The 26,772-nt window shown below is 45.2% G+C and carries 28 protein-coding genes; 17 read left to right on the top strand and 11 right to left on the bottom strand.

The window, feature by feature from the left end:
- Positions 1 to 10: 10 nt before the first annotated feature.
- Positions 11 to 907, bottom strand: coding sequence for a 4-hydroxy-tetrahydrodipicolinate synthase (dapA, locus tag DXA36_RS30060; protein WP_118682937.1), 897 nt, complete (start codon positions 905 to 907; stop codon positions 11 to 13).
- Between the two features lie 12 nt (positions 908 to 919).
- A complete protein-coding gene (locus tag DXA36_RS30055; protein ID WP_118682936.1) occupies positions 920 to 1,228 on the bottom strand; it encodes a hypothetical protein in 309 nt (102 codons plus the stop codon).
- A gap of 55 nt (positions 1,229 to 1,283) precedes the next feature.
- Here DXA36_RS30055 and DXA36_RS30050 point away from each other — a divergent pair, with 55 nt between their 5' ends.
- From DXA36_RS30050 to DXA36_RS30035, 4 genes are all read left to right on the top strand, one after another.
- Complete coding sequence (locus tag DXA36_RS30050; protein WP_118682952.1) at positions 1,284 to 1,718, top strand: hypothetical protein; 435 nt, start codon at positions 1,284 to 1,286, stop codon at positions 1,716 to 1,718.
- A 201-nt stretch (positions 1,719 to 1,919) separates the two neighbouring features.
- Positions 1,920 to 2,357 (top strand): MarR family transcriptional regulator, encoded by a 438-nt coding sequence (locus tag DXA36_RS30045; RefSeq protein ID WP_118682935.1) that lies wholly within the window; start codon positions 1,920 to 1,922, stop codon positions 2,355 to 2,357.
- Positions 2,350 to 3,207, top strand: a complete 858-nt coding sequence (locus DXA36_RS30040) for an SDR family oxidoreductase (protein ID WP_118682934.1) — start codon at positions 2,350 to 2,352, stop codon at positions 3,205 to 3,207. The genes DXA36_RS30045 and DXA36_RS30040 overlap by 8 nt, the downstream gene beginning before the upstream one ends.
- A gap of 119 nt (positions 3,208 to 3,326) precedes the next feature.
- Complete coding sequence (locus DXA36_RS30035) at positions 3,327 to 4,742, top strand: ATP-binding protein (protein ID WP_118682933.1); 1,416 nt, start codon at positions 3,327 to 3,329, stop codon at positions 4,740 to 4,742.
- On the opposite strand, the gene DXA36_RS30030 is transcribed toward DXA36_RS30035, so the two are convergent.
- Positions 4,701 to 5,414, bottom strand: coding sequence for an ISAs1 family transposase (locus tag DXA36_RS30030; protein ID WP_118682932.1), 714 nt, complete (start codon positions 5,412 to 5,414; stop codon positions 4,701 to 4,703). The two genes, DXA36_RS30035 and DXA36_RS30030, sit on opposite strands and share 42 nt — an antisense overlap.
- Before the next feature lie 257 nt (positions 5,415 to 5,671).
- On the opposite strand from DXA36_RS30030, the gene DXA36_RS30020 reads away from it, so the two are divergent.
- A complete protein-coding gene (locus DXA36_RS30020) occupies positions 5,672 to 5,932 on the top strand; it encodes a hypothetical protein (RefSeq protein WP_118682930.1) in 261 nt (86 codons plus the stop codon).
- Here DXA36_RS30020 and DXA36_RS30015 read toward each other — a convergent pair.
- Positions 5,910 to 7,175, bottom strand: a complete 1,266-nt coding sequence (locus tag DXA36_RS30015) for an IS701 family transposase (RefSeq protein ID WP_118682929.1) — start codon at positions 7,173 to 7,175, stop codon at positions 5,910 to 5,912. The genes DXA36_RS30020 and DXA36_RS30015 overlap by 23 nt on opposite strands.
- 174 nt (positions 7,176 to 7,349) lie before the next feature.
- On the opposite strand from DXA36_RS30015, the gene DXA36_RS30010 reads away from it, so the two are divergent.
- The 4 genes from DXA36_RS30010 (at position 7,350) to DXA36_RS29995 (ending at position 9,176) form a co-directional block, all read left to right on the top strand.
- Complete coding sequence (locus DXA36_RS30010; protein WP_118682928.1) at positions 7,350 to 7,607, top strand: hypothetical protein; 258 nt, start codon at positions 7,350 to 7,352, stop codon at positions 7,605 to 7,607.
- Positions 7,591 to 8,010, top strand: a complete 420-nt coding sequence (locus tag DXA36_RS30005) for a PIN domain-containing protein (protein ID WP_118682927.1) — start codon at positions 7,591 to 7,593, stop codon at positions 8,008 to 8,010. Before DXA36_RS30010 ends, DXA36_RS30005 begins: the two co-directional genes overlap by 17 nt.
- Positions 8,011 to 8,335: 325 nt before the next feature.
- Positions 8,336 to 8,743, top strand: coding sequence for a histidine kinase (locus DXA36_RS30000; protein WP_182479325.1), 408 nt, complete (start codon positions 8,336 to 8,338; stop codon positions 8,741 to 8,743).
- On the top strand, positions 8,670 to 9,176 hold the full coding sequence (locus DXA36_RS29995; RefSeq protein ID WP_118682925.1) for a hypothetical protein: 507 nt from the start codon (positions 8,670 to 8,672) through the stop codon (positions 9,174 to 9,176). Before DXA36_RS30000 ends, DXA36_RS29995 begins: the two co-directional genes overlap by 74 nt.
- A gap of 35 nt (positions 9,177 to 9,211) precedes the next feature.
- On the opposite strand, the gene DXA36_RS29990 is transcribed toward DXA36_RS29995, so the two are convergent.
- From DXA36_RS29990 to DXA36_RS29975, 4 genes are read right to left on the bottom strand one after another with little or no spacing between them, the layout of a single operon-like run.
- Positions 9,212 to 10,705, bottom strand: a complete 1,494-nt coding sequence (locus tag DXA36_RS29990) for a response regulator transcription factor (RefSeq protein WP_118682924.1) — start codon at positions 10,703 to 10,705, stop codon at positions 9,212 to 9,214.
- 16 nt (positions 10,706 to 10,721) lie between these two features.
- Positions 10,722 to 12,461, bottom strand: a complete 1,740-nt coding sequence (locus tag DXA36_RS29985; protein ID WP_118682923.1) for a cache domain-containing sensor histidine kinase — start codon at positions 12,459 to 12,461, stop codon at positions 10,722 to 10,724.
- A gap of 36 nt (positions 12,462 to 12,497) precedes the next feature.
- A complete protein-coding gene (locus DXA36_RS29980; protein ID WP_118682922.1) occupies positions 12,498 to 13,325 on the bottom strand; it encodes a carbohydrate ABC transporter permease in 828 nt (275 codons plus the stop codon).
- The gene (locus tag DXA36_RS29975; RefSeq protein WP_118682921.1) at positions 13,322 to 14,209 is read right to left on the bottom strand and encodes a carbohydrate ABC transporter permease; all 888 of its coding nucleotides are present in this window, start codon (positions 14,207 to 14,209) and stop codon (positions 13,322 to 13,324) included. Before DXA36_RS29975 ends, DXA36_RS29980 begins: the two co-directional genes overlap by 4 nt.
- 307 nt (positions 14,210 to 14,516) lie before the next feature.
- Here DXA36_RS29975 and DXA36_RS29970 point away from each other — a divergent pair, with 307 nt between their 5' ends.
- From DXA36_RS29970 to DXA36_RS29960, 3 genes are all read left to right on the top strand, one after another.
- A complete protein-coding gene (locus DXA36_RS29970; protein ID WP_118682920.1) occupies positions 14,517 to 15,941 on the top strand; it encodes an ABC transporter substrate-binding protein in 1,425 nt (474 codons plus the stop codon).
- Positions 15,942 to 15,967: 26 nt separating this feature from the next.
- Complete coding sequence (locus DXA36_RS29965; protein WP_118682919.1) at positions 15,968 to 17,425, top strand: family 43 glycosylhydrolase; 1,458 nt, start codon at positions 15,968 to 15,970, stop codon at positions 17,423 to 17,425.
- A gap of 155 nt (positions 17,426 to 17,580) precedes the next feature.
- Positions 17,581 to 17,901 carry a hypothetical protein gene (locus tag DXA36_RS29960; RefSeq protein ID WP_118682918.1) on the top strand — a complete coding sequence of 107 codons (321 nt, stop codon included), beginning with the start codon at positions 17,581 to 17,583 and terminating at the stop codon, positions 17,899 to 17,901.
- Positions 17,902 to 18,380: 479 nt separating this feature from the next.
- Here DXA36_RS29960 and DXA36_RS29955 read toward each other — a convergent pair whose 3' ends face one another.
- From DXA36_RS29955 to DXA36_RS29945, 3 genes are all read right to left on the bottom strand, one after another.
- Positions 18,381 to 20,468, bottom strand: a complete 2,088-nt coding sequence (locus tag DXA36_RS29955) for an FtsX-like permease family protein (protein ID WP_243114779.1) — start codon at positions 20,466 to 20,468, stop codon at positions 18,381 to 18,383.
- Positions 20,461 to 21,213 carry an ABC transporter ATP-binding protein gene (locus DXA36_RS29950; protein WP_118682916.1) on the bottom strand — a complete coding sequence of 251 codons (753 nt, stop codon included), beginning with the start codon at positions 21,211 to 21,213 and terminating at the stop codon, positions 20,461 to 20,463. Before DXA36_RS29950 ends, DXA36_RS29955 begins: the two co-directional genes overlap by 8 nt.
- A gap of 285 nt (positions 21,214 to 21,498) precedes the next feature.
- Positions 21,499 to 22,170 carry a Crp/Fnr family transcriptional regulator gene (locus DXA36_RS29945; RefSeq protein ID WP_118682915.1) on the bottom strand — a complete coding sequence of 224 codons (672 nt, stop codon included), beginning with the start codon at positions 22,168 to 22,170 and terminating at the stop codon, positions 21,499 to 21,501.
- A 192-nt stretch (positions 22,171 to 22,362) separates the two neighbouring features.
- Between DXA36_RS29945 and DXA36_RS29940 the strand changes: the two genes are divergently transcribed.
- From DXA36_RS29940 to DXA36_RS29915, 5 genes are all read left to right on the top strand, one after another.
- Positions 22,363 to 22,728, top strand: a complete 366-nt coding sequence (locus DXA36_RS29940) for a TIGR04076 family protein (RefSeq protein ID WP_118682951.1) — start codon at positions 22,363 to 22,365, stop codon at positions 22,726 to 22,728.
- 160 nt (positions 22,729 to 22,888) lie between these two features.
- Positions 22,889 to 23,677, top strand: a complete 789-nt coding sequence (locus DXA36_RS29935) for a sialate O-acetylesterase (RefSeq protein WP_118682914.1) — start codon at positions 22,889 to 22,891, stop codon at positions 23,675 to 23,677.
- A gap of 25 nt (positions 23,678 to 23,702) precedes the next feature.
- On the top strand, positions 23,703 to 24,842 hold the full coding sequence (locus DXA36_RS29930; protein WP_118682913.1) for a carbohydrate kinase family protein: 1,140 nt from the start codon (positions 23,703 to 23,705) through the stop codon (positions 24,840 to 24,842).
- Entirely contained in the window at positions 24,823 to 25,263 is a 441-nt protein-coding gene (locus tag DXA36_RS29925) for a hypothetical protein (protein ID WP_147366661.1), read from the top strand. Before DXA36_RS29930 ends, DXA36_RS29925 begins: the two co-directional genes overlap by 20 nt.
- Before the next feature lie 604 nt (positions 25,264 to 25,867).
- A partial coding sequence (locus DXA36_RS29915; protein ID WP_147625745.1) for an AAA family ATPase occupies positions 25,868 to 26,772 on the top strand: 905 nt, incomplete at its 3' end.

Genomic DNA, 26,772 nt, shown 5'->3' with positions numbered 1-26,772 from the left:
TCATAACCGTTTATGCGTGCCCGAGAAGTCCGTATTTTTTCAGCACTCCATAAAGTTTTTCCGTTTTTGCGGAATCCATATCACATAAGGGAAGCCTGCATTGGCCCACATCGTACCCCATGGCCCGCATAGCCTGCTTCACCGGTATCGGGTTCACATCCATAAAAAGGGCTTCTGTCAGTTCCCGGTATTTCTGCTGGAGGCTGTCACTTTTTTCTAGGTCGCCTTCCAAGAAGGAAGAACAGATGGTATGTGTTTCCTCCGGCAGGAGGTTGGAAAGGACGGATATCACTCCTTTCGCGCCAAGAGCCATGGCAGCGCCAATCTGATCGTCATTTCCCGAATAAATGACCAAATCGTCCCCACAGAGAGCGGCGGTTTCCGCCATCTGGGATAAATTACCGCTAGCCTCCTTGCAGGCCGCGATATTGCTGTTCCCGCTTAGTCTTTTATAAGTGGAGGGACAAATATTTACGCCGGTTCTTGAAGGGACATTATAGAGGATGATCGGCAGTGATGTGGCCTGTGCACAGGCCGTAAAGTGTAAGTACAGCCCCTGCTGGGATGCCTTGTTATAATAAGGGGTTACATGAAGGAGGGCATCGGCGCCGGCTTTTTCACACGCTTTTGACATCCATACGGCGTGGGCGGTATCGTTGCTTCCCGCCCCGGCGATTACGGGGATCCGCCCTCCGACCTGTTTTACCGCTTTTTCCACCAGCATCACATGCTCCTCGTCGGAAAGCGTGGAGGCTTCCCCTGTGGTTCCTGCGATAACCACCGCATCGGCCTTCCCCTCTATCTGCAGCTCCAGAAGCTGCTCTAAAACCGGAAAGTTAATCTTACCCTTTTCCGTCATGGGGGTAATAAGTGCGGTTGCCGCACCTTTAAAAATAAGTTTCTTCATCCTTTTCTCCTCTTATTCGGTCCTGGTTTTCATGATTGACGTCTGCTGCCTGCAGCAGATCATCCAGTTTACTTCTTGCGGTGTTTCTTTAATTCTTCTATACTCAAACTTCGCAGACAGCCGGCGGAAGGCCATTCGGCAACTGAGAAATTTGAATTTTATATTAATATCATATTCCTCTCCCCCGATATTGGCGATAAAACCACTTCTATTTTCCGCTATATGGAAACGTAAATCAGGGTTCCGGCAGAAATGCTGTACCAGTTCCGGGGCTTCTTCTTTCGTTTTCAACCGGTTTTTGTCGAATATTTGATTTGCCATGCATAACAATCCGGAAATTCGAAATAATAAAGAAAAAAAGAGAGGTAAAACAGCTATGGATAATTCAGATACCGTAAAGCTTCTGCAGGAATGTGACTCCGGCACTAAAATGGCAGTCTCCTCCATCGATGAGGTTCTGGAAAAGGTCAGTGATTCCGAGATGAAACGGCTGCTGCAGGAAAGCAAAAACCATCATGAAAAATTGGGAAATGAAATCCACGCTATGCTCAACCGCTATGATAAAGAGGAAAAAGACCCGTCTCCAATGGCTAAAGGCATGTCCTGGTTAAAAACGAACATGAAACTGGGAATGGATAACAGCGATGCGACGGTGGCGGATCTTATTACGGACGGCTGCAATATGGGAATTAAATCCCTCAACAAATATTTGAATGAATACGGACAGGCCGAACCTTCCGCCAAGAAGCTCTGCAAAGAACTGACGGAAATAGAGGAACAGCTGTGCACGAAGCTGGAGAGCTATTTGTAAGAAGGGATGGTTTGCCGTAAGAAAACGTGGCGGCAGTAAGAATCCGGCTCATCGTGAAGCGATTTCATAGGCCGGATGCAATAACGGTCCAGACTTGTCTGAACCGTTACAAAGGATCTTAATATAAAAGATTGACATAGTTAGCCTGATTAACTACAATAGTAGTTAGTCAGGCTAACTGTTATATAAGGAGGTACTACCATGCAGGATATCAGAATCGAAGCCGCAGAGACCGTTTCCCTGTTCTGCCGCCTGAATCAGCGGGTAAAAAAAGAACTGCCGATCCGCTCCAGTGAGATGGGCCTGCTGATACTGCTGGTCACATCGGAGGAACCCCTGTCGTCGGTGGAAGCCGCGCAATTTTTCCAGGTGAGCAAGCCGGTAATCACAGCTATGGTCAAGTCCCTGACGGCAAAGGGTTATCTGGGTAAGGAACCGCGGGCTCATGACAGGCGCAGCTTCCTTCTTGTGCCGGAGCCAAAAGCTGTGGAGTTGGTTCATACCACCTGCAGCGAGTATTTGTATACCATGACACTTCTGCAGGAGCATATGGGAAGGGAAGCGTTTGGAGAAATGATTCGTCTGCTCGCACAGGCAAATGCCGTCATCCAAAAGGAGGAGGACAGAAAAAATGGGTAACATACTGGTCACAGGAGCAACCGGAAATGTGGGAAAATACGTGACGGAATATCTGCTTGAAGCAGGGGAAGCGGTGAAAGCCGCCGGTACAAACAAAGAAAAAGTCACGAAGCTGTTCGGTACAGCGGTACAATACTGTGAATTTGATTTTAAGCGCCCGGAAACCTTTGCCGGCGCTTTGAAAGGAACGGACCGTATTTTCCTCATGAGGCCCCCTCAGATGGGCGATCCAGAAGCGCTGTACCCGTTTCTTGATGCGGTGAAAGAGAAGGGGGATATCCGTCTTGTCGTATTTTTATCTTTGCTGGGGGCGGAGAAAAATCCCATGCCTCCCCACCATAAAATAGAAAAATACATGATGCGCACAGGATTGCCTTACTGCTTTATGCGGCCGGGCTTTTTTATGCAGAATCTCAGCGGTGTACATGCCTTTGAAATCAAATATTTCAACCGTATCGTCGTTCCGGCGGCAAAGTCCCTGACCGGATTTATTGATGCCAGGGATATCGGCGATATATCCGGCATGATCCTATCCGGGCCGGAGGGGCATGAAAGAAAAGCCTATGCGATCACCGGACCGGAGGCTATCGATTACGATGAAGCGGCCCGCATCCTTTCTGAGGAGCTGGGAAGGGAAATCACCTATTCGGAGGTTTCTCCGGGAAAAGCCCTGTATTACTGGACTCACATCCGAGGGCTGGACGAGGAATACAGCAAAGTCATGAACATGCTCTACCGGCTGACCCGGATGGGGATGGCTAAAACGGTTACGGATGATTTTGAGAAGGTTACCGGAAGGAAAGCACGCTCGTTTCAGGCGTTTGTGAGGGAGAACAGGGATATCTGGTAAGCGGCTTTTTCTTCCGTACCTTTCCGCCGTTTTCCCTATGGATTTTCCATTTATATTGACAAATATGATTTAGTGACTTACGATATAGTATATCGTAAGTCACTATTTAGGAGGCCGGCATGTTTGTAGGGAGAGAAAAAGAATTAAAAAAACTGAACAATATGTATAAAAGTGAAAAACTGGAGGTGGCTATCATTTATGGCCGCAGGCGTGTTGGAAAAACAACTCTTATCAATGAATTCTGCAAGGATAAACGGACTGTTTTTTTCGCAGCACAGGAAAACAGCGCGCAGCAGAATCTGGAAGTATTGTCCAATGCAATTTGTGAAGTAAGCACAGGGGAAAGTGCGGCGAGGATGAGTTACCGCAGTTTTACCGATGCCTTTACCAGACTTTCGGAAATGGCAGAATCGGAACGTCTGATCCTTGTAATTGATGAATATCCGTATCTTGCTCAGGCTGAGAAAGGGATCTCCTCTTTATTGCAGAATTATCTGGACCATCAATTTAAGAATACAAGGTTGTTTGTTATTCTCTGCGGCTCATCCATGAGCTTTATGGAAAATCAGGTATTGGGGTATCAGAGTCCTCTTTATGGCCGCAGAACGGCACAATTTAAAGTTTTGCCCTTTGATTATCTGGATACCGGAAAATGGTTCCCTGCGTATTCCTATGAGGATAAAGCAATTATGTACGGGGTTACAGGGGGCATTCCCATGTATCTGGAGCAATTTGATCCGGAAAAGACAGTAAAGGAAAACCTCCTTGAAAACCTTTTTGACAGAAATGCGGCATTGTTTGAAGAACCCTCCAATCTTCTGAAGCAGGAGCTTCGTGAGCCGGCTGTCTATAATGCGGTAATTACCGCAATTGCCTCCGGGAAAACAAAACTTTCTGAAATAGCATCAACGGTGGGTACGGATACCGGCCTGTGTTCCAGGTATATTGCCAATCTGATAACACTTGGAATTATAAGAAGGGAGACACCTGTGACGGAGCCAAACAGCAAACGGCCGGTTTACCTGATTGAGGATCCGTTTTTCCGTTTCTGGTTTACCTTTCTTCCTAAAAATATGTCGGCCATCTTATCCGGAAGAATAGATAAATCATATCCCTTACTGATAGAAAAACGCCTTTCCGATTATATGGGATTGATATTTGAAAAAATGTGCAGGGATTATCTTCTGTACTATGAGGATAACCTTCCTTTTCCTATAGGCAATATAGGGCAATGGTGGGGAGGACATCCCAAAACACATAAACAGGCGCAAATAGATATTGTAGTAACAGCGGCTGATGATGACAGCGGAATCATTGGAACCTGTAAATTCCGTGACGGCCTTGTCGGAGAGGAAGAGTGGCATTTGATGGAGGATTATGCACAGGCTATGGGACACTTCGGCCGGCGTTATTATTATTTCTTCTCCAAATCAGGTTTTACTGCTTCCTTAAGGAAAATGGCGGAGACAGAGGGACTTCGTCTAATCACATTATCAGATATATATGAACTGCCGGTGGAAGAAAAAGGATCTTGAACCTGCCCTTGAGCTGCTTATACTGGAAGGAAGGTAAACGGCGCCGCCGGGCACATGGATGCTGGAAAAGGTGGAAGCGATTTCCCGGGCATCGGGGATTTCATTGGTCTTGGAATCAATGGGCTGGGAGAACAGGCAGACAGAGTGGGTTGCATCATAGACATGGAGGGTCTGGAGGTTGCGGACCACTTCTGCTGTCCCGTATTTCCTGCCAGTCCCTTTTTCCTCCTTCCCATCCACACAGATAAGCCGGTAGCCGTCTGTGGGAAGGGAAAGGCAGCGGCGCAGTGCTGCCATGTTTTCCATCAGGAAGGACACAGTGGCCTGCTGGAGGGAGAGGGGATCAATCAGGGAAAAGACCCTTCGGAATGTATCATGCGAAGGCACGCCATTCTTTAAAGGAACAAACTTTTTCAGCCACCTTTTTTTGCTTTCCGCGAAATGCGCAATGTCAGCCCATGTAGAGGCATTGGCCAGGACAGCCAGGAAAACAAGCAGGAGGATTTCCACCAGAGGATATTCAACCATGCCGTCCAGGCGGCTGTCGTCCACGGAACGGAAAAAGCGTACAAAACGCCGGAGGACGGCCCTGGGAGGCTGTGTACCCAGGGGCAGTCCTGCGCAAGAAAGGGGTTCCTGGTATTCAAGGATGGTGTGGTTTATTTTTGCCATAAGTCGTGCCTCCAGTTTAAAGAGTATTTAAGAACCAGCCCCGATACGGAATTGGGCAACTCGCAGCAGTATAAGCGGCGGTTGGCGCCGAAAAGTGTACCCTGGGAAAAAGAAGCTTTTACCAGGGGAAGGTCATCACCAAAGAGCTTCCCCATGGTATCGGAAATCATAAGGAAGCCGCGCTGCACCCCGCTTTCCTGCTGCGCAGAAAGTACCTCAGGGATTACAAGGCCAGGGAAACGCAGTGAGAGCCATGAGTGGAGAAACAGATCCTGCGAGCAAAAGCCATAAATAAATGTCAGGACAGAAGCGCACATGACCAGATCGCCATTAACAACGAACGTGCGCCGCAGGCCTTTATGGATATTAGTACAAAGGGAAAAGATCAGGGAAGAGAGGCCATACTCATAGGAATAAACAGGCCCGGAAATCTTGTCCCTGGGAGGGATAAGCCCCTGCTCCTGGGTAATCCTGCCCAGATACCCATCGGCATTGTCAATGGGATTGCTTTTTTTTAAACATTTCCCGTATCTGAGTGGTAAACAAATGGGTTATCATTACAAACAGCTTATGGCGCACCCAGACTTGGTAGCTGCGGCATTCATAATCTGCCATCCCAAGATTGCTTTTGCATTCCTCAAAACACTGCTCGATTGGCCACCTTAACGTTGCCGCCCAGTCCAGTTCTTCTACCGGGAGGTCTGCGGGGGCATTGCAGACAAAATATTTTGTTTCATCATCTGCATATTTCCTCAGATAAAGCCATATTTCATCCCCTGGCCTCACATAATTCCGGCTTCCGTCTGCACGGCAGGAAAAACAGCGAAGAAATTTTCGCTCTGCAATGATTGGGCCTTTTGCCCCTTCTGCCAGCACCACCGTTTCCCATGGCAGGGATGGATCTTCTGCAATATCACGCACGGATGTTGGGCCATGCGAAAGCACCGCGTGCTTTCGGGGACGTCCCCTTTTCGTTTCGGGGAAAAGCTGCTGTGGATACTCCAGGAATACCTGTTCCTTTGCATTGGTTGCAGCAAAATACCATACCCCTTCCGGCAACTCCAAACCATCCAGAAAAACGTGGTCATTTCCATAGGCCGCATCACACCCTACCCACTGGACCTGGAACCGGCCACTCCTAATCACTTGGTTGCGCATGCGCTGGGCTATCTCGTTTTTGGTAGCAAATGTTTTTCCTTCCGGGATATGGCATTGCTCACGCAGCTTAGAATAATCCTCGCTGAACCATTCCTTGGGAAGGTAGCGTTCATAATCCACAAGCCCAAATCCTTTGTCACCGGCATAGGCAAGGAACACTCCGGACTGGCAGTTTTCCGTTTTCCCCAGGCAGCCACAGTACTGCCGCTTTACACCGGCAGAATGCTTCCCTTTTTTTACAAAGCTTGTGTCATCCACAGACAACATGCCGCAGCCTGCCCCAATCTGCCCGGACAGAAGTTCCTGGTAGGTATCCAGAAGGGGCTGCTCATCAAAAGGCGAACGGGTAAAGAACTGCTGCAGGGGCCTGACATACTTTTCACCGGAAAAGTGAAGGGCGATTGGCTCAATGGATTTACGTTCCAACGGGCTCAAAAGTCCTTGTATAAAGGTTTGGAACCACCTTCGTTGTGGCTGCTGGGAAAAGCAGGAAAAATAATTCTGAAGATAGTTTTCCAGTTCTGTTTGGAGTAAAAAATCATTATTTTCATCGGAATACCAGGCCTCTAATGCAATAGGATCGAACAACGTAGGATTCATCATAGGATCGCCTCTTTTTCTTTATTATACCAAAAAAGGGGGAAACATGCCACTTAAGGAGTTCGCTGTAGTACTAGGTGGTGCATAAAATAAAAACACCAAGGATTGCATAATAAAAAGTGATCTATTATACTATAGTCATGAACGGAATCTTTTACAGAAAAAAGGAGGTCCCATATGGAATTTGTGAGAAAAATTGTTGATGCAAGTAGCCTAATGAAAATTGTACAACTTCCAGATACATTAATGAATAGAAAATTAGAGATTATTGTGTTGCCAGTCGATGATAACCAGAAAGAGATGATTCTGGAAAGCATGACTGTTACCGGTCTGTCTGATATTACACAATCTTTAATTGGTAGTATTCCGATTTCTGATATTACTATCGAGCAAATTAAAGAGGAGCGTCTGAATAAATATGAAAGTAATGTTTGATACTAATATAATATTAGATTTATTATTAAACAGACAACCATTTTGCGAAATGTCAGCCAGAGTAATTGACCTTTCGGCTACTAAAGTTATAGAAGGCTATGTTTCAGCATCTGCGATTACTGATATATACTATCTTGCATATAAAGCTATAAGAGATAAGAATAAAGTTTGTTCTTTGGTGGAAAAGCTGTTACAAATTGTTTCCGTTGCAGGAGTGACAGAAGCAGAAATTTTGACAGCTCTTAAATCTGGTTGGAACGATTTTGAAGATGCTGTACAATATTTTACGGCTCAGAATATAGAAGTATCGTATATTATAACGAGAAACAAAAAAGATTACTTATCAGGGGATATAGCGATAGCTGAACCAGAAGAGTTTTTCAATCTACTTAAAAGAGAATAATCTTTGATAAAGATTGCCATTATGTAACAAAAGGAGAGTACTACAAGAAATCTTTAGAAAATATATATGTACAAAAACTCTGGTATGAGCCGGAGTTTTTGTGCGTTTAACAGAACTTTTCCCGTGGTGAAAGCAGGATACGCCATTAACGCCTGACATATCGGTAGCAACGGCTGGACGCTCGCTGTGGTAACACCATCCGCGGAGAGAAATCTTTATGATGTGAAAGCCTTTGGATGGCTCTCGATCTGGCCCGGCCTTCTGTTTTACAGATTATCCTGTGATCCGGAGCCTGAATACCTTTGTATACAGCCTGATGACGCATATGGAAAAATTAGGGGAAGAGGCGGAAAAAACCAGCGCCATGCTGTTTGCCCTGCAGAGCCAGATGAATACCCATTTTCTTTACAACACGATAGAGTACATTGAAAATATAGGAATCTGTTATGTTGTGAAGAAAATCGAACTGCTATCCACCGCACTTTCCGGCGTATTCCGTTACAGTCTGCGCCAAGAAAATATTTTTGTCCTATTCCCTGCAGCTGCTGGTGGAAAATGCTATGAATCACAGCTTGGAGAGCAAGAAAGGGCAATGCCGGGAAAAGGAACCAGTATGCTTATCCATATTAAGAAAATCCGATGTTTTTTCAGCACACGGTGTGAACGGCTGGCGGGCGTGGGGAGAGACGGATCCTTCCAGATATCATCGTCTGCCGGACGGTATACGGATTGACGGAACCGGAGAAAACATCGGCAAATCCCATCCCCTCACCATCATTACCGGCGATCACAGTTATGAGATCACCGTTCATGTAACATGCCGGGAAGGGTGTGAAGCCGGAATCATCCTGCAGTATAATGAGGAAATTTATAATGCGATCTCCCTGAAGGACGGCAGGCTGCGCATTTACCGCCTGGGCAGGATGCTTGCACAAAAGGATACCGGGTTCACGGAATGCTGGCTGCGGATGAAAAATGATGATCAGTATATCAGCTTTTCTTACAGTCCTGACGGAATAAGTTATAAAAAAATGAATTATGTCATCAATGCCGTAAGCCAGAACAATAACGCCTATAATGGTTTCCTGAGCCTGCGGCCGGGAATATTTGCGGCCGGGGAAGGGGATGCCGAGCTGAAACAGTTCACGTATACCGGGCTGGCATAGAAAATAGAAGTTTGGTTAACACCGGCCCCAAGCTGCTATTCCTCTCCTTTGCGAAAGCTGCCGGCTGTAGAACCGGTATATTTCTTAAATACCTGGCTGAAGTAGCTTTGATCTTCATAACCGCATTCACGGGCAATGTCTAAAACCTTAAGATCTGTGTTTTTAAGCAGATGTTTTGCCCGTTTCATTCGTTCCTGTGTAATAAAGTCAAAGAGATTCTGACCGGTCTCCTGTTTGAAGATGTAACTTATATAAGAAGGATTCCGGTTTATTTCAGCGGCGAGATCATTTAAGTTGATACCGCAGCTGAGATTATCCAGAATATATTGCTTAATTCGTGCAATATGACGCTGTTTATAACCATCCCGATGGGAGGCGGAGTAGTCCCGCAGACGGAATACGAAATCACGAATGATATCAAACATATAGTCCAGACTTGGAGAGGACAGAAGCGGGGATATCATTTGAGAGTCCCAGTCCAGGGAAGCTGCGGATATATCTTCATAGGACATTTCGAATTGTTTTCGCAGCCGGTAAACAAAATCAATTGTTTGTGCTTTCATAATATTTGCACTATTATTTTGAAGCTGTATGTCCTCTTTGATCTGTTGTAATATAATCTGAACTTCAGATGCTTCTTCTACGATAAGAAGCAGATTTTCCGCTTCTTTAATTCGGGCGGGAGCAGAAGTAGAAAGCAGGGCTGTTCCGGGGCTTCCGTCGATCTGACTGAGACTGAAGGCACAGTATTCCTGCATTTCTTCTGCGGCGAGAAGCGACTTGGGAAGCAGCATGGGGGAATCAACGATACAGCCTAATCCCCAATAGAAGGAATATTCAAGTTCCGTACGCAGCAGCTCCAGATTATGGATAATCCTTTTCCGTGCATTATTGACCATATGCGCATCTCTTTGAGCAACAATGAGGGTCAGTTTTGTTTTCTCTTTTAACAGGAATAACTGCCCCTCCATTACCGCCCATGCCCCTATTCTCACCGCAAGGGAATCGACAGAGCCGGAGACACCGGTTAGTTTTAGCTGGATGATAAAGAAACTTTCATATTGACAGAATATATTATCTTCCGGGAGAATTTCATTTCCATTTAGAATATTCTGGAGCAGATATTCTTCTTCGCTTTGAAAGTGTGTAGCTTTCTGATACCGGTATTTTTGGGATGCTTTTTTTATTGCCTCTTCTATTTCGGAGATATTCACAGGTTTTATCAGATAATCCACCGCATCCATCTGCAGGGCTTCCCTGGCATATTCAAATTCGCTGTATGCAGAAAAAATGATATAAACAGCATCGCATTTTCTTTTCAATTTTTCCATTAACTGCAGTCCTGTCTGGCCTGGCATAAATATATCCGTAATAACAATATTAGGTTTCAGCTCCAGGATTTTTTCCTCAGCTTCCCTGCCGTTTTTTGCGTAACCTACGACGCAGGCATCCAGTTTGTCCCACTGGATACGATTTATAAGACCATTTATTACTTTACCTTCGTCATCTGCGATAAAAACAGTATACATCGTGACTTCCTCCCTGTTAAGTTATTTCTGCTTTCAGTTTGACAAAGGCTTTGGTGCCATGTCCGGGGACAGAGGTAATTTGTACCCCGTAGTCCGGACCGTAATAAAGCTTCAGCCTGTCATCAATATTTCTGATTGCATATCCATGCAGAGGAACAGTCTCCCCATCGGTTTCAAAACCTACTCCGTTATCTTCCACAATTAGCAGAAGATCCTTTGCTTCTCGGTATATGCGTATAAAAATGTTTCCGCCTTCATCCTTATGGGCTATCCCATGGTTGATTGCATTTTCCACAAGAGGCTGGAGAATGAACTTGACTATTTTCAAATCCAGAAGACTTTCTTCTACGGAAGTTGTGACATGAATCCGATCTTCAAAACGGACTTCCTGGATAGTGATATAGCTTTGTACCATTTCCAGTTCCTGCCGGATTGTAATCAGTTTTTCTCCATTATTTAGAGAAAGCTTGAACATCTTGGACAGTGCTACGGTCATATGGGATATATCATCGGCGTTGTGCTCTTCGGCCATCCAGAAAATGGAGTCCAGCGCATTATATAAAAAATGTGGGTTGATTTGGGATTGCAGGGCAATAAGTTCCGATTCTTTTTCTTTATACAGAGATTTATATAAATTGGTGGTAAGCTTTTCGTTTTCTTCCACAACCCGGATGAATTCATTGCCAATCCTGCCGATTTCATCCGCAGGATTAAAATGGATATTTTCCTGACGGCCTGTCTTTAGATTGTCAACATAACGCTGCAGCCGCCTTATGGTTTCCGTAATATTATTTGTAAAGAGATAGGAACACAACAGAGCAACAAGCAAGGTCAAAGCAGCAATGCCTATGAAAAGGAAGAGCGTGTTTCTTTTATCAATTCGGAGCACATTATAAGGTGTTACGGCAGTAATATGCCAGTTCGTATTCTTGCAGAGAATACTCTTTACATAATAACGTTCTGCAGGAGATACCCTTTTGATTCCATCGTTCTTAAGCGTAGAAAAAAGTTCATTACGGGGCATTGAAGACAGTGCACCGTTTTCATACGGTGCACTGTCATACAGGATTCCTTCATCTCTCCAGATGATTATCTGGGTATTGTTTAATTCCTCTACCGGAGAGAGCAGGTCCTCAAAGACCTTTTTATCAATTCCTATAAGAAGGATACCTATAGGATGGAGCTGGTTCAGGCTGCGGATTAGTTTCGTGTAAATAAGTACGTTATCTGTAAAATACGCGGTAGCTTCGCTCGGGAACCAGCTTCCCTGCCCGTATGCTTCCAATGTTTCCTCCATCCATAGTTCTTTGCCTAAATCCACAGGGTCTTTGTCGATCCGATAAGTCAGGCTTTTGTATTTTGCAAGAGAATAATCAGCATTAGCAAGCAGGATCGTTCCTATATATTGTTTGTTATTAGTAAGATTGATTAGAAGATCCTCCACCGCGGTTTCATGAGACAGGATTTGCTGATGATAATCGGCCGCGCCGGAATTTGCTGATAATACAGCCTGGACATCACCGGAGGTCATAATGATGTTGCCGGTATCACTTACATCATTAATTGTATACTGCACGTTTTTTTCTATCAGGGAAAGCACATTTTCTGTCATCTGGAAAAGCTTGTTATCCACGGTACTACTATAGCTCATATATGAAAAATAAACAAAAAACCCCAGGGGCAGAATGAATGTCATGGCAGACAGCAGTAAAAACTTTTTAACCATACTTAACGATTGAAATGCTTTCCGAATCATAGAGAAACTCCTCCTTGCAGATATGACAGCAAATGTTTATTCTTTAACGGCACCCGTTGTCATCCCTGCTATAATGCCTTTATTCAGAAGAAAATAAACAATCAGAACAGGCAGCAGGAAAATGGAAATGGCCGAAAATGTGGCGCCCCAGTCGACCATACCCTTGGCACCGATATAATCAAATAAGCCGATAGGTATAGTTTTTAGTTCAGAATCACTGATAAAAGTATTGGCAAAAACAAACTCATTCCAGATAAAAATAGTATTCATTGTGACAACGGTAATCATGCAGTTTTTGGACATAGGCAGGATAATATGGGAGAAAATACGCCACACAGAAGCTCCGTCTATTGCCGCTGCTTCCATTATAGTATCTGGCACGAATTTGTAAAAGGTAATAAATAGGTAAATGGACAGAGGAAGATTAAAACCGATCTGAGGTATAATAAGTGCCCAGTAGGTATTAAGCAGATGGGTATCACGATATATTTGAAACAAAGGTATTAGGGTAACATGAATGGGAATGGTAATTCCCAGTAAAAAAAAGGAGAGTATTCCCTGATTTATACGAAATCTCATTTTTTCCAGAGCAAAGGCAGCTGTGGAGGAAAAAAGAACAAGGGCGGCAATGGTAATTAATAATACAAGAATGCTGTTTTTAAAGTATAATCCCAGGTTGGATGTTTCCACTGCCCGAATATAATTTTGTATATTCCATGTAGCCGGCAGGGCAAATGTACTTTTACTCTGTACCTCGTCTGTTGTTTTTAAGCTTGTCATAAAAATCCAGAATATAGGGTAGATCTGGACTGCAAGGATAGCAGTCATTAAAACATATAATAATACTTTTCTTATTTTTCTCATAAGGTATCTCCTTCCGGTTTCGCAAATATTTTCCGCAGAATACCAACTGCAAGTATGCTTTCCAGTGCAATGAATACGGCGATGGCGCTGCCGTAACCATAGCGGGTGCTGGAGAAAGCCGTTTTGTACATATAGGTTGTCAGAAGCTCAGAGGAGCTGCCAGGGCCTCCATTTGTGGTTATAAAAGGAATATCAAAGGCCTTGAGCAGCCCGTTAACCGCCATGATAATGGCTACTGCCATTACCTCCTTAATGTAGGGAAGCTTGATATACCAAAAAAGCGTAAATCCTTTGGCACCGTCCATGCGTGCTGATTCTATAACATCAGGAGGAATGGCCATAAGCCCCGAATAAATGATTACCAGATAGAGCCCCATATTTTTGTAGCATTCAATGATAGCGACACTGGCTAATGAGGTTTGTGCAGTACCTAGCCATGGAGTGATATATGTTTCCAGTCCAAATCCTTTCAATATAGCGTTAAATACTCCAAGTGGTTCTGTGGCATAAAATTTCTGGAATGCCTGGGAAACAGCTACCCCGGATAAAATAGTAGGAGCAAAATATACTGTTTTAAAAAAATTACAGCCTCGGCCGACTTTTGTGAGGAGCAGGGCCAGAAGTAAAGCAATACCAACCTGCCCGACCAGATTAATCAGTAGATAAATAAGATTATTCCAAAAAGCATTCCTGAAATAAAAGTCGGAAAAAAGCTTTTTATAATTGGAAAACCCTGTAAATCGCATAGGTGTAACGCCATCCCAGTCAAAGAAACCAAAGTAGGCGGAACGTATTATAGGAAAAATAACTGTGAAGATAAAAAGAGTGAAGGAAGGCAGGAGAAAAAGAAGCCATGCTTTCCTGTTTTGTAATGTACTTTTCATAAGCATATTCCTTTCTGTTTGTTTTCGGTCTGTTGCAAGCGCAGGGCTTGCAGTCCGCAATAATATATTTTCATTATACGAAGGAGGGAAGAAAGGGGGTATTTTAATATTTTTTGTTTTTTTGAGAAATATTTGGTTCTTTAAAAAATCCCGGAATACTACCTAAAAAAGTTTGTACATTTCCAAAAATACTCACGTTTACTTCTTTTACTACAGAAATTATACTAAAATCAGAGTCGAAAAGAGACAAACAGGGCCCTGTCTTACGACTTTGAATTTGGATAGAAAAAGAAGGAGGAAAGATAGGATGAAGAAGAGAAATAAGATAATTGCCATTTGTGTGGCGGCAGCAACTGTAGTATCTGCGTTGGCAGGCTGTGGCGGTTCGGGAGGAAAGGAAACGGCCACCCAGCCGGAACGGTTGGAGCAAAGCGAACAAGCTAAAAATAATATGGAAAATACCCGTCAGGAATCCGCAGGGCAGGAAGGTACACAACCGGCTGCAGCAGAAACCGATCAGCCTGAGAAAAAAATGACATATATTACCTGTATTACACCTCAGCAGTCCGGTTACATCAGCATGGAAAACATCGTAAAGATGTATCAGGAGCAGGTGAATCCCAATTTTTCCATGGATATCCAGTATATAGCGGATAAACCTGCTTATCTGCAGAAAATTAAAACCCTGGTGGCAAGCAATGAAGCCCCGGATATGTTTAACCTGGATACCGACCCTTATGCTATAAAGCTTCTGGATCAGGGAATCGTAGTAGATTTGAATAATACACTTGATAAATATGGTTTAAAAGATGTGTTTCTTCCGGCGCCTTTAGGATGGGGGACAACAAAAGACGGCAGGCAGGTAGCTATGCCTATCGACTTTTCCATCGAGGTATTCTGGTACAATAAGAAAATGTTTGAAGATTCCGGTGTGTCTATTCCAAAAACACATACGGAATTCCTGGAAGCTTGTGAAAAACTGAAAAATGCAGGGTATACACCGATTTCCGTATCGGGAAAGGATAATTGGGAAATTCTACGGTATCTCCTTATGATCACTTACCGGTATGGGGAAAATGACTTCCTTTATGACCTGGCACAGGGAAAACAAAAAATGGAAAGTGAAATCGGAAAGAAAGCGGCTGCTTTTGTACAGGAACTGGGTACCAAATATTTTCAGTCCGGTTTTGCCAGTACAGATTATACTGGTGCATCCAATTACTTTACGGGCGGCAATGTGGCCATGTATTACATCGGAACCTGGGATTTGCCTTTTATGCAGGATGATCAGCTCAGTGAAGATATGAAAGGAAATATAGGCTACTTCCTTCTGCCTACGGTAGAGGAAGGGGAACCTGTGGGTAAATCAAATTTTATTTCCAACAGTACTATGCCTATCGCTTTTGGAGCGGATAAATTTGATGAGGAAACAGAACGTTTTATTGAATTCTATGCAAAGAATATCAGTGAAGCCATCAGCGGCCTGGCATTTTCACCTGCTGTTAACGGTACACTGCCCAATGAAACGGATCTTACCAAATCCATATATGAAGATATGCAGAATTCAACCGGTTCCATTAAGCTGTTTGATATTGAGTTGGATCCGGCAACGAATGAACTTATAGGGAAAGAAGTGGTTTCCCTTGCACTTGGAGATATTACCGTGGATGAATTCTGCAGCAGAGTGGATGCATCCATTGCGGAAAATGCCTCATCTTATTTCTCGGAATAAATAATTCCTGAGTAAAGGAGAAGAAAATGGAAAATTTGTTTTACAGGCCGGAAAATGCGTGGTTTGGTGATGCCATCCCATTTTATGATAAGGGGATATTTTATATTTTTTATCTGTATGATGAAAGAAAAACGGCATTTACGGCAGATCATACTTCCTGGCATCTGGTAAGTACAAGGGATTTTGTACACTGGAAGGAAGAAGGGGAAGTTCTGCCTGCAGGAGAAGAGAAGGATGCGGATCAGGCTTGCTATACCGGTTCTGTTATTAAAGGACATGACGGGATTTATCATTTATTTTATACAGGCCAGAATCCGTTAAATCCGGATTATTGCCGGGAGGGAAAACCCCTGCAGTATATTCTTCATGCAGTGAGCCAAGACTTGTTAAACTGGGAAAAGCATTATGAAACAGCATTTCCTGCACCGGAGGATAAATTCGAACCCCATGACTGGCGTGATCCTTTTGTTTTTTATCAGGAGGAAACCGGTGAGTACTGTATGCTGCTGGCAGCCCGGCTGCAGGGGAAGAGCTTCCGCAGAAGCGGCTGTGTGGCCCTCTGTCGGTCCGGGGATCTATGGAATTGGCAGTCCGGGGAGATTTTTTTCTCACCGGGAATGTATTATACACATGAATGTCCGGATATGTTCCGTGAGGGGAAATGGTGGTATTTACTCTATTCAACCTTTACGACATGTTTTGCAACGCATTACAGGAAAGGAAAAAGCCTTCAGGGACCGTGGGAGCTTCCTCATGATGATTTCCTGGACGCAAGAGGTCTTTATGCCATTAAAACTGTTTCAGACGGTAGATACCGCTATGGCTTTGGATGGATTCCTACCAGACATGGAAACTGTGATCAGGACTATCTGGAATGGGGAGGAACACTGGCAGTCCATGAAATATATCGACTGGAAAATGGGGATTTAGCTGAGAGAATACCGCACACGATAGAAGAAGCATTTGGAAAAAAGAAAAAAGCTGTTCTTTTATGTGCGGAGGACGGAATACAAAAAAAAGGAAACTCACTTTGTTTTTTATCTGAAAATACGGCATGGGCTATATTTGATAAGTTACCCAGACAAGGATTGCTGAAAGCAAGATTTCAGTGGCAGAGGGAAGACAGTCCAACAAATTTCGGGATTGGCCTGCATATGGAAAAAGGCTGTGATGATGGTTATTTCTTTCGGTTTGAGCCTGGATACAGCCGTGTGGTATTCGATTTGTGGCCACGGGGGGATATTGGCGGAGAACAACATCGTATGGGTGGAGATATCCCGTTTGTACCGGCCTTTGAGAGACAGGTGGATTACACGGCAGATGAAACGACAGTCAAACTGCTGATTGAAGAGGATATATGTATTATTTACGTCAATGATCGAACAGCCATGTCTGTAAGAGTATGCAGTATTAAGGATAACTGGGGGTTTTTTGTTACTGGAGGAAACGTAACGGTAACGGATATTTCATGGAGCCTGATGTAACAGAGTTTCGGAGCAGAGGGCAAGGGTCTGAGCAGATAGAAGATAGGTACAAGTATAACTTATAGCAGCGTGTCAGCCCGCAAAAAAATAAATAGTTTGTCACAATCTCTCCCTTTCCCCGTCTAAATAAAAAACATACAAAAGGAGAAAGCGCTATGAAAGAGATTGCATTGACCTGTCTGTTAGGAATTGTTGTGGGGGCTGTTGACGTCCTGCCAATGATAAAGAGGAAGATGGACCGTTATTCCGTGGTTTCCGCTTTCGTTTTTTATTTCATTCTGCCCTTTATCATTCTGAACACGGAGCTGTTTGGGATGGCCTGGTGGCTGAAGGGCGGGGTGATCGGGATTATCCTGGCGCTTCCCATGATTATCATGGTGGCCGGCCAGGATAAAAAATCCATTCCTCCTATGGTTATCATGTCCGTGGTATTGGGAAGTGTAATTGGGATTGCGGGACATTTCCTGATTGGATAGACCGGAATGACCCGACTAGAGAAATATGGTACCCGCATATATACGAAACAGCCTGGGAACGCCGTTCCCGGGCTGTTTCATTAGTAAGCACGATGCCAATATATTCCCCTGCTTACGCACCGAGTCTGTATTTAAGATCCGGATGGTGCCGTAAAGGTACTGTTAGCATAATACCAGTCTATACAGATGGAAGTCCGTGCGCCGCCGTGTGAGTCAAAAGTACGGACTTCACACATAGACCATAAGCTGGTTGCAGGGTCTTGCTGTCGGATTCTCATCCAGTACATTTCTTGTGAATGACTGTATATGGTATTATCCAAGACAAGACGGCTGGATATGGTAACATTGTAATACGTTATACCGGCTTTCAGGTTAGGGCTGGTAATTTCCTGATTTTCAGTCTTAAAACTGATTTTATAATCAGTGGGTGTGTTTTCTATGACTGTCATTTGTGCGGCTGGGATATATTTGGAAGAAACCTATATTTCAGCAATTATTTCCCCCTTTTTCAGGGAAATCCGATACATGATATACATGATCGTTGCAATGAAAACCATCAGCAGAAGCAATACAAACAGCATCCTTATTTCGAATACATCCAGCCTCATATCATTAAAATACGTAAGCAGTAAAGAAAACAGAAGGCCGATGGAACACCCTGCGGCAGCCGGAAAGAAATATAGGCGTTTCAGCTGTGCCCGGAGAACCCGTTTCACGTAATTCTTCCCTGCTCCCAGCTTCTGCAGATCCCCGAACATATTTTTATTGTCTATGGCAATTGTCACACTTCGTACATAACTCATAACCGAGCAGGCTGTCAGGGACAGGATAGCTACATAAACGGAAAGAAGCACATATATGGCTACCAGCTGCATGGCGTCCTGTTTTTGCAGGACTTTGAAAAACGGGGCATATTTCCAATCATCCACCGGATTTCCGGTATTCTCCAACAGGCCTATGGATCCGGAATAGCTATAGTTTTTTCCGGCGGAAACCGCAAGCTTTTCCTCGTGTGCGTCATAATTGCCGTAATGGTCGGAAAGGGAGGTGGCATGCTTCACAAGCGCATCCTGCAGCGCACCGGCAAAAGCATAAGTGGAATACACATCTCTGACATTAAAGAAAACCATATTATCCATATCCGTATCACCCAGGCCCATACATAATTCCCGGTAATCCTCATCGGAAAGAATAAACGCAAAGGGTTCGCTCATCAGGGTCATATTCTCAAAAGCAACGGTGCCCTGAAAGGCGGGACTTATAGCAGCGCCGGTAACCGGATTGGTGATTTCCAGGAGGCAGTCGGGGCCTATCCATATGGTACGCTGATAGTTGTCTCTGACAACCGTTTGGTATTCTCCGGGAGCGAGGGAAACCGGTATGCCGGAAATCCGGGTGAAATCCGAGGCGGAAACAAAAGATGCCAGTTTTTCGGATTCGTAATCAAAATATTTTCCGTTGTCATCCATGTCCCTGCTCACATAACGGATGATGAGTTCCAGGGCTTTTGCCTCTTCATAAAAGGTGATATCCACTCCATGGGCATCCGCCAGTGATTCCACCTCAGACCTTGTCAGCTGCGGTTCTGCGGCGGGATAATGCATGGAATAGTCCACGGGTGCGTTATCGCTTCCCGTGAAGGCAGAATTATAATACATGATACCCCAGAATGCGGAAATCAGGATGACAAAAATCAAAAGGGTTATCACGCACATGTTTTTGGTTGTCTGTCTGGCCGTAAACCGCATGAGATTCGTGGAGATAATGTTTTTATAGTATTTATCCCGGTTTCGGCCTTTGCCGGAATGGGCGACGGCACTCAGCAGGAAAAGATACAGGCCGGTCAAGGTGACAAGCCAGGTCAGATTCCAGAAGGAAGGCAGAAGCCTCAAAAAAATACGGGTGAAAACAGCAGGTACGGCAACTGCCAGAATCAGTCCGGCGACAATGAGGAAAAGTCCAAGTTTTCCCGTCCATGGTTTGATTTCCTTCACCATTTCGGTTTTCCGGCGGTCATTAAGTATATCAATAATATTGGTCCGTTTTACAAAACGGATACCCGCAGAGCCAATGCAGAGAATCAGTAGCAGGGTGAAAAGAAGTCCGGCAGCCGCTCCCAGCGGGGTGAAACGGTACTGCAGCCCATCCGCCCCGATGAGAAGCCCGGAAAAAGCTTTCCAAATCAGCCAGGAAACCGGTATGGCAGCCAGAATACCCAAAAACACGACTTTCAGCAGCAGCAGGGAAACCTCCCTGAACAGCTGGGCTTCCAGCTTTTTTTTCTGTGCACCCAGGGCGAGGAAAACACCGAATTCCCTGCTCTTGTTTCGAAAGAATAAATCAGCGCCGTATACCGTAAAGATGGTACAGCCGGCGGCTGTTACGAAAAAGAGCAGCCATGAAAGCTTTCTGGTATCGCCGCCCTGGGGCAGAAGATCCTGTACCGTCGGCGAAAAATACAGGAAAGAGAAGGCGGATACCAGAAGTACGGACAGGAAGATACAGATTCCCAGAAGCGTGTACTGGCCTTTATTGTTTTTCTGCAGCTTTGCCATTATTTTATTCATTTTCATCATCCTCTCCCAGTTCCCGTATCGTATCGAGCAATACGTCCATAAATTCCCGTCTTGACTGGCTCCGTTTCAGTTCCCGGTAGATATACCCGTCCTTGAGAACAATTACCCTGTCGCAGAAGGAGGCGGCAAAGCTGTCATGGGTAACCATAAAGACAGTGGCTTCCAGTTCCTTTTTTGCCTGGAGAAAGGAGTCGATTACAGCCCGGCAGGATTTACTGTCCAGGTTTCCCGTGGGTTCGTCGGCAAGGATGACATAGGGCTGGTTCATCAGTGCTCTTGCCACGGCAGTACGTTGTTTTTCCCCGCCGGAAATCATGGCGGGATATTTGTTCTTGATTTTATCAATTCCGAAGATACGGCAGAAGTTCCCCGCTTTTGCTTCCATCTGTGCCGTGGGTTTTTCTGCAATAATCTGGGGAAGGCAGATGTTTTCAAAGACAGTGAGTCCGTCTAACAGCATGAAATCCTGAAAGACAAAACCAAGCTTTTCGTTGCGCACCTTTGCCAGTTCCTCCTCCTTCAGACCGGAAATATCCTGATCGCCCAATAATATGTGTCCGTCATCGTGGGGGATAAAACAGGAAATGCAGTTGAGCAGCGTGGTTTTACCGCTCCCGGACGGCCCCATAACCGCTACGAATTCTCCCTTTTGGACCTCGAATGAAATATCTTTTAATACCGGATAAAGCTGGTTTCCGGTTTTATAGCTTTTTGATAAATTTTTAACCTGCAGCATAGTCGTTCTCCTTTTTTGATCGTGATGTATTTGCTTTTCTCTATGTACCTTAGTCTACAGAAAAAGACCGGGGATTTCGCCCCGGTAAAATGTCAAGTTTGACAGGGATTTCGTAAAGTTTTGACGTAACAGTACGGCCGGCCCTTTGCGTTTTGACGCAGAGGTACGTAACGGTTGAGATAATTCGCAAATGTTTCCGTTATGTATCATTTTTAGCAGATAAAAACCGGCAGCTGCGGTAAGATTAGAAAAGAAGGGGGATTGCATCCCGGGAAATACCCGGAATCAGAGGGTTTCCAGCGAACAATAACGCGCCAGGGCGGGTGGGTCAGTTACGGTGATCCGTTTCCGGCGGGTGCGGATGATATGCTCCTCCCGAAGGCGGGCAAGGCTTCTGGTGAGGTTGACGCGGCTGATGCCGAGGATGTCAGAAAGATCCTCCTGGGTAATGTCAATGATGCTGCTTTGGCTGCCGCCCGCATTTGTCAGGAGGAGATACAGCAGGTTGCACAGCTTAATAAAGGAACTGTTATATTCCTGGTGGGCCGTTTCATAGAGCAGAAGGTTGACATACATGGAAAACCACTCTACAAGCCGGGCATTCAGAAGTTTATTGCTTTCAAACATACGGCAGAAATCTGCCTTTGTGAATTCCAGTACCTCCATATCGGACAGGGCCTGGGTGATTATAGACTTCTCGATTTTGTAATCCTGGTTATGATATCCTGGAAAAACAGTGCCGCCGCCATGGAAGGAAACGATTTTCCGATGCCCGTTTTCATGCTCCACATAGGTCCTGGATATGCCGGATACGATATAATGGATCCTTCGGAAAGGTTCATCCGGTTCCCACAACAGGCTGCCCCTGGAAAAGGATCTTTTTTCATGGGGCTGGGAGAGAAAGTATTCATAAAACTGGCTGAAATCATCTTGAAACAGATAGCGTGGGGTAAGCATGGGCATCCTCCTTGAAAAAAGTATAGAATCACTGCTGTCACATTATTTTACCACGACAGGGCATGATCCGAAAAGAGTGCAGTCCGGCAGTAACGGCTATAAAAGAACTGTCAGATTGGTAACGCCATGAACGCCCCGGCTCGTTCGTTTGGCTCATTGCCCGCGGTAATCAAAGAAAGAAGAGGTATGGAAATGGAACATAAGTGTAAAATTACGGTATTGCGGAAAGAATGTTTTACGGATTTACAAAAGGAGTATCTGGCGGATCCCGGCTCAGGCCCCTGTCCCTGTTTTGAAGTGGGTCAGGAGTTTCTATTGGAAAGGAACGGGGAGCGGGACGACTTTTGGCATATGCTGGACGGAAAATTCTGTTCGGAGGCATGGGATGCGATCAGCCGCTATGTATACGCGGCTCTGCAGGGCGGTTCCATTATGAAGGGCTGGACAAACGATGAGAAAATGATGATCGCCTGCTGCAATGACGGAACGCGGCCTGTTATATTTAAGATCGAGCGTATAGATGTGGAAGACGGGGAAAGCGGCAACTGCGAAGTTTGAGTTTTTTGTACCCTTCGCCCCTTCTTCTGTGTTATTATCATAACAACATGTATTTACATTTTACTACTATTATCATAGGTTTCCGGCGCTATGCCCATGGGATGACGCCGGTCCGCGTAAACAGCTGATATCCATAAATAGGGAAAAAGAGGGGCAGAAGGTGGAAAAAACGATAAACCAGGCAGATTTATTTATTTTTATGGGACAATCCAATATGGCAGGAAGGGGGGATTTGCCGGAAACAATCTCTTGTATCCCGGAAGCGGGCTTTGAATTCCGGGCGATCAGCGATCCTTCCCGTCTGTATCCGGTGGAGGAACCCTTTGGGTACCGGGAAAATAATCCGGAGGGCATCGATGACGGGACTAAAAAATCAGGAGGCCTTGTCCCGTCTTTTATTAATACGTATTTTCAACTTTCCGGCAGGCCGGTTATAGCGGTATCCGCATCGGAGGGAGGCACTACCTGTGCACAATGGGTATCACGACTGGCGGCGGATGCGGCAGCAAGGCTAAAGGCGGCCAAAGAATTTCTTGCAGCACGCGGAAGCTTTGCAGGACATATTTATATGGTATGGAGCCAGGGGGAATCCGACGGAGACGCAGGGACGACAGCAGAAACCTATAGGGAAAAATTCTGTGCCATATACAGTAAAATGAAGGAGCAGGGCGTTGAGAAGTGTTTCCTGATCCAGACCGGACATTTTAATTATCCGGCTTATCCGGAGGGGATAAACGGGCTGGACGGCAGAGAACTGGACAGGCGCTACGGCGAGATCCGTAAGGCGCAGGAGAGGCTGTGCGGGGAGAGAAAAGAAATCGTAATGGCAGCAACTTTTGCGGATTACATATCCTGTATGCGGGATCCGTTCCATTATTATCAGAGAGCATATAATGAAACAGGGGCCCGTGCGGCGGAAAGCTGTTTCCGAACGGAGAGCGAAGCATAGCGGATTCTGTGAGGAGGGCAGGAAAATGGGGAAAAAAGTAATTGTGGCAGGTCATATCTGCCTGGATATCACACCGGTATTTCCGGCAGGGAAATCGGATACGCTCACCGATATCCTGCTGCCGGGAAAACTGATCCAGATGGAGGCGGCGGACGTACATACCGGCGGGGCGGTGGCCAATACCGGTCTGGCTATGAAGCTGCTGGGCGCGGAGGTTTCCCTTATGGGGAAGGTGGGAACCGATACCTTCGGTGATATGGTATGCCGTATACTCAAAAAATACAGGGCGGAGGAGGGCCTGATCCGGGCGGAGGGCGAATCCACCTCTTATTCCGTCGTTCTTGCGTTGCCGGGAACCGATCGGATTTTTCTCCATCATCCCGGGGCAAATCATACCTTCTGTGCCGCGGATGTGCCGGCGGATTCGCTGAAGGATACAACGCTTTTCCATTTCGGTTATCCGCCCTTAATGCGTTCCATGTATGACAATGACGGGGAACAGCTTCTAACTCTCATGCAGAAGGCAAAAGAGGCCGGTGCCGCCACTTCTCTGGATATGGCGGCTGTGGATGAGACATCGGATGCGGGAAAAGCGGACTGGGACCTGATTCTGAGAAGCGTGCTTCCCTTTGTGGATTTCTTTGTGCCAAGCGCGGAGGAACTGTGTTTTATGCTGGATAAGCCGCGCCTGAAGACATGGAAAGAAAGGGCAGCAGGGAAGGATATTACAGAGATTCTTGACTGGAAGAGGGACATCCGGCCGCTGGCAGACAGGTGTATGGCTTATGGAACGAAGGTCCTGCTTATTAAATGCGGGGCACCGGGTATGTATTACCGCACCGCCGGCCTCGAAAAACTGGAAAAAGCGGGGGAACGGGTGGAATGGGACCGTAGCGAATGGGCGGATCGGGAAGGCTTTGAAGGAAGCTACGTGCCCGACAGAATCCTGTCCGGCACAGGCGCCGGGGATACCAGTATCGCCGCTTTTTTAACCGCCGTGCTGGAGGGTTGTCCGCCGGAGACTGCCATGCAGCTCGCGGCTGCGGCAGGAGCGTCCTGTGTGGAGGCATATGATGCACTGGGAGGTTTGATGCCTCTTGATAAGCTGCAGGAGAAAATCCGGGCCGGCTGGAGAAAAAGGGACGATGGGGCCGATGATCTGTAATGAGGCTGTTGCTGCCGGTTTCATGAAAATAAACCTGTATTCCAATTGGGCGAATGGGGCGAAAGGTCTGTTGTGGTGGTGTGCAAATGAGCAGTCCCATCTGGAGGCGCCCCCTATGGAAAAGATGCTGCTGACTGATGAAAAAGCGTTTGAACAGGAGTATTTTGAAGTATATAAGCTGGCAGCAGGAAAGGCGCTGGAAGGCAGATATGCGGTGAGCGCGAACCGTTATGTAGGTGTTACGGAGCATATAGGGGACGATGGAGTATATGCCGTTCTGGTAAACTATTCCCTTGCAGAGCAAAGTAGCGCACTTACCATGAAAAAGGGATGGTTCCGGGAAGCGGTGTTATATGGGAACCCGGAAATGCTGGAGCCGGGCGGCATGGCGATACTTCGGATTAAGGAAAATAAAAGGTAACCGGATGTTATAGTATAATAGAGAATTGCCTGCTGCGGTGGCAGAAGATAGAGGGAGCGAGCATCCCCTGTTTTCTGCCATTTGTTATAGTAAGATATTCTGCTGTGGGGAAAAAGGACATTTTTTGTATTACACAAAATCTCTTTTTACTATTATAATGTAGGGTAATTCCTACATGGAAGATATTAATTCCTTCGGAACCTATACGCCGGTTGCCAGAAAGATTACCATGGCAAACGGAAAAGAAATCCCTGTCCTGACTTATTTCCTGTATGATTGCATGTAAAAGACTCTTTCTGATGCCGGATGTATTCCATATAAATATAGAAGAAAGAAATATAGAGGAAGCTTTCATTCAACAGCAGAGGCATATCAAATATATCCATTTTGCCGACAGCAACCGTCTGGCTCCGGGCCGTGAACAGTATCTACAGCCGGATTGCAATGGATAAGTGTGAACAGAATCATTGCGGAGAACAGGCAAACGGGATATAATCAGGATAGGAAAGAGAGAGTACGTATATTTGCCTGTTAGAGAATAACCTTTTTCAAAGAAATCTGTCAGGTTTTGGCCGAAGAATCGTAATATTGAGGGAGAACAAGAATGAGACCGCTTCCAATTGGGATTGATGATTTTAAAAAGCTCAGAGAAAATAATTTCTGCTATGTTGATAAATCACTCTTCATTCAGGAATTGTTGGACAACAGAAGTGAAGTCAGTGTTTTTATGCGGCCAAGAAGATTTGGAAAAACACTTGGGCTGAGTATGCTAAAATACTATTTTGAAAAAGGGTTCGATCCGGACGGGAATGAAATTGACAACAAAAAGCTTTTTAACGGCCTGAATATTTTAAATGCCGGAGAAAACTATACAAAATATATGGGGCAATATCCGGTTATCAGTTTGTCATTAAAATGTGCGAAACAACCGGATTTTGAAATGGCATATGAAAGCCTCATAGATGAAATTGCCCAGGAATTTGACCGACACAGTCATATTCTTCTCAACTCCAATTTGAATAGTGCTGAAAAAATTCAATATCGGGATATGATTGAAAAAAAAGGCTCTGATTCGGTTTGGGCCAAGGCATTGAATTTTCTATCCAGGTGTTTGAAAAAAGTATACAGAAAAAACGTCATTATTCTGCTTGATGAATATGATGTGCCGCTGGAAAACGCATATTTCCAGGGCTTTTATGGGCAAATGACGGACTTTATCCGTTCTTTGTTTGAATCTGCACTGAAATCAAATGTAAATCTGGAATTCGCTGTTATAACCGGCTGCCTGCGTATCACGAAAGAAAGTATTTTTACAGGCTTAAATAATCTTGAAATGATTACCATACGGAATACGAACTACGCCGAGCACTTTGGATTTACTGAAAAGGAAGTAGCAAATTTATTATCTGATTATGGAATAGAAGAAAAGCGCAAAGAAGTGCGGGAATGGTATGACGGATATCGATTCGGAAAGACAGAGGTTTATAACCCCTGGAGCGTCATTAATTA

The sequence above is a fragment of the Eisenbergiella sp. OF01-20 genome, from assembly GCF_003478085.1.
GTDB lineage: Bacteria > Bacillota > Clostridia > Lachnospirales > Lachnospiraceae > Eisenbergiella.
The sequence above is the reverse complement of the archived record's forward strand: the minus strand, read 5'-3'. Positions and strand labels throughout refer to the sequence as shown.

Bases quoted from the DNA above. Each gene is read 5' to 3' on its own strand.
- dapA (WP_118682937.1), bottom strand. From the start codon at position 907: ATGAAGAAACTTATTTTTAAAGGTGCGGCAACCGCACTTATTACCCCC.
- DXA36_RS30055 (WP_118682936.1), bottom strand. From the start codon at position 1,228: ATGGCAAATCAAATATTCGACAAAAACCGGTTGAAAACGAAAGAAGAA.
- DXA36_RS30050 (WP_118682952.1), top strand. From the start codon at position 1,284: ATGGATAATTCAGATACCGTAAAGCTTCTGCAGGAATGTGACTCCGGC.
- DXA36_RS30045 (WP_118682935.1), top strand. From the start codon at position 1,920: ATGCAGGATATCAGAATCGAAGCCGCAGAGACCGTTTCCCTGTTCTGC.
- DXA36_RS30040 (WP_118682934.1), top strand. From the start codon at position 2,350: ATGGGTAACATACTGGTCACAGGAGCAACCGGAAATGTGGGAAAATAC.
- DXA36_RS30035 (WP_118682933.1), top strand. From the start codon at position 3,327: ATGTTTGTAGGGAGAGAAAAAGAATTAAAAAAACTGAACAATATGTAT.
- DXA36_RS30030 (WP_118682932.1), bottom strand. From the start codon at position 5,414: ATGGCAAAAATAAACCACACCATCCTTGAATACCAGGAACCCCTTTCT.
- DXA36_RS30015 (WP_118682929.1), bottom strand. From the start codon at position 7,175: ATGATGAATCCTACGTTGTTCGATCCTATTGCATTAGAGGCCTGGTAT.
- DXA36_RS30010 (WP_118682928.1), top strand. From the start codon at position 7,350: ATGGAATTTGTGAGAAAAATTGTTGATGCAAGTAGCCTAATGAAAATT.
- DXA36_RS30005 (WP_118682927.1), top strand. From the start codon at position 7,591: ATGAAAGTAATGTTTGATACTAATATAATATTAGATTTATTATTAAAC.
- DXA36_RS30000 (WP_182479325.1), top strand. From the start codon at position 8,336: ATGGAAAAATTAGGGGAAGAGGCGGAAAAAACCAGCGCCATGCTGTTT.
- DXA36_RS29990 (WP_118682924.1), bottom strand. From the start codon at position 10,705: ATGTATACTGTTTTTATCGCAGATGACGAAGGTAAAGTAATAAATGGT.
- DXA36_RS29985 (WP_118682923.1), bottom strand. From the start codon at position 12,461: ATGATTCGGAAAGCATTTCAATCGTTAAGTATGGTTAAAAAGTTTTTA.
- DXA36_RS29980 (WP_118682922.1), bottom strand. From the start codon at position 13,325: ATGAGAAAAATAAGAAAAGTATTATTATATGTTTTAATGACTGCTATC.
- DXA36_RS29975 (WP_118682921.1), bottom strand. From the start codon at position 14,209: ATGAAAAGTACATTACAAAACAGGAAAGCATGGCTTCTTTTTCTCCTG.
- DXA36_RS29970 (WP_118682920.1), top strand. From the start codon at position 14,517: ATGAAGAAGAGAAATAAGATAATTGCCATTTGTGTGGCGGCAGCAACT.
- DXA36_RS29965 (WP_118682919.1), top strand. From the start codon at position 15,968: ATGGAAAATTTGTTTTACAGGCCGGAAAATGCGTGGTTTGGTGATGCC.
- DXA36_RS29960 (WP_118682918.1), top strand. From the start codon at position 17,581: ATGAAAGAGATTGCATTGACCTGTCTGTTAGGAATTGTTGTGGGGGCT.
- DXA36_RS29955 (WP_243114779.1), bottom strand. From the start codon at position 20,468: ATGAATAAAATAATGGCAAAGCTGCAGAAAAACAATAAAGGCCAGTAC.
- DXA36_RS29950 (WP_118682916.1), bottom strand. From the start codon at position 21,213: ATGCTGCAGGTTAAAAATTTATCAAAAAGCTATAAAACCGGAAACCAG.
- DXA36_RS29945 (WP_118682915.1), bottom strand. From the start codon at position 22,170: ATGCTTACCCCACGCTATCTGTTTCAAGATGATTTCAGCCAGTTTTAT.
- DXA36_RS29940 (WP_118682951.1), top strand. From the start codon at position 22,363: ATGGAACATAAGTGTAAAATTACGGTATTGCGGAAAGAATGTTTTACG.
- DXA36_RS29930 (WP_118682913.1), top strand. From the start codon at position 23,703: ATGGGGAAAAAAGTAATTGTGGCAGGTCATATCTGCCTGGATATCACA.
- DXA36_RS29925 (WP_147366661.1), top strand. From the start codon at position 24,823: ATGGGGCCGATGATCTGTAATGAGGCTGTTGCTGCCGGTTTCATGAAA.